The sequence below is a fragment of the Burkholderia sp. Se-20378 genome (assembly GCF_017104665.1).
Classification (GTDB): Bacteria; Pseudomonadota; Gammaproteobacteria; order Burkholderiales; family Burkholderiaceae; genus Burkholderia; species Burkholderia lata.
Genome location: NZ_JAAGPG010001067.1, coordinates 1 through 1,326, shown reverse-complemented (window position 1 = coordinate 1,326; position 1,326 = coordinate 1). Strand labels below are relative to the sequence as shown.

Genomic DNA, 1,326 nt, shown 5'->3' with positions numbered 1-1,326 from the left:
GTGCGAAATTCAGTCCTGCCGGCCGGCGCGAACGCCGCCGGCGCTGCGCGGCCGGGCATCGCCGCGTGCCGCGCGCCAATATAATTCTTGCCGTCGGGGTGCGGATTCCCGCCGCAGTTCGCAGCCGGCCGGAACGTATCCACGGCGCAGGTTTCGCCGCCGCGGGACCGGCCGAGTATACCGGGCGGCCTGCCCCGGTTACGCCCCGGCCGCCGCCCCGCACCGCCTCACCGAGCCTTCGAATGACACTCGCGAAGTTCTTCCTGCGCTTCACCGTGATCCCGTTCGCCGCGATCGTGCTGGTGGCCGTCTGGGCGTTCACTCGCGGATCGGGCGAGATCGATGCGCGCCAGTACGCGGCGCTGGTGGCCGCGTATCCGTCGTTCACGCCGAAGCTGAGGCACGAGGTGGCCGACGCGTTGCGAGGCGGCCGGGTCGCGAAGGCCGACTACGGCACGATCATGCGCGATGCGCTCGAGGCTGGTTACGTGATCGACTGGCCGGCTACGACGGATGACGTCGGCAGCGAGCGCGGCCGGCTGCTCGGGATCGTGAACAGCGACCGGCCGGCGTCGCAGTAGCCCGCGGCCGCAACCGGCAACGGCCGGCTGCGTGAAGGACAGCTCACTGCCCGATGCCCGTGAGCCCGATCAGCGCGCCGCCCGCGAGCAGCCACAGCGGATGAATGCGCGTACGCCACGCGAGCACCGCGCACGCGGCCGTGATGCCCCACTGGATCGCCGTGCGGTTCGACGCCTCGGAGATCAGCACCGCGCTCGCCGCAACCAGCCCGGCGGTGACCGGCATCATCCCCTGCTGCACGTAGCGGCGCCACGGCCGGTCGCGAAAGCGCTCCCACGCATGCAGCGCGAGCACGGTGACGATCGACGACGGCCCGAACTTCGCGAGCGACGCGACCAGCAGCCCGCTCCAGCCGGCCACGTGCCAGCCGACCAGCGACACGATCATCATGTTCGGCCCTGGCGCGGCCTGGGCCAGCGCGAACAGCGCGGTGAACTCGTGCGCGCTCATCCAGTGATGGACGTCGACGACCTGCCGCTGCATCTCCGGCAGGATCGTGTTGCCGCCGCCGAACGCGAGCAGCGACAACTGGCTGAAGATCGTCGCGATGGCGATCAGCGTGTCGTTCATGGCCGGCCTCCTTGCTGCGTGTCGCGCGTCGCGGCCGGCGCCGGCTGCGGTGTGTCCGCGTCGCGGCGCCGCGACGCGAGCCAGATGCTGACCGGCGTCAGCACGAGCATCGCGGTCAGCAGCGGGATGCGCAGCACCGCGATCGCGACGAGATCGGGAGAGCACACGGCTGCA

The 1,326-nt window shown here is 71.2% G+C and carries 2 protein-coding genes and 1 pseudogene; 1 reads left to right on the top strand and 2 read right to left on the bottom strand.

The window, feature by feature from the left end:
* Window positions 1–242: 242 nt before the first annotated feature.
* The gene (locus G3N93_RS40180; RefSeq protein WP_206135542.1) at window positions 243–581 is read left to right on the top strand and encodes a hypothetical protein; all 339 of its coding nucleotides are present in this window, start codon (window positions 243–245) and stop codon (window positions 579–581) included.
* Between the two features lie 43 nt (window positions 582–624).
* Here the strand turns inward: G3N93_RS40180 and G3N93_RS40175 are convergent, their stop codons facing one another.
* Window positions 625–1,152, bottom strand: a complete 528-nt coding sequence (locus G3N93_RS40175) for a chromate transporter (protein ID WP_043184629.1) — start codon at window positions 1,150–1,152, stop codon at window positions 625–627.
* Window positions 1,149–1,326: pseudogene (locus tag G3N93_RS41955) on the bottom strand (chromate transporter); the annotation flags it as partial. The gene G3N93_RS40175 and the pseudogene G3N93_RS41955, both read right to left, overlap by 4 nt.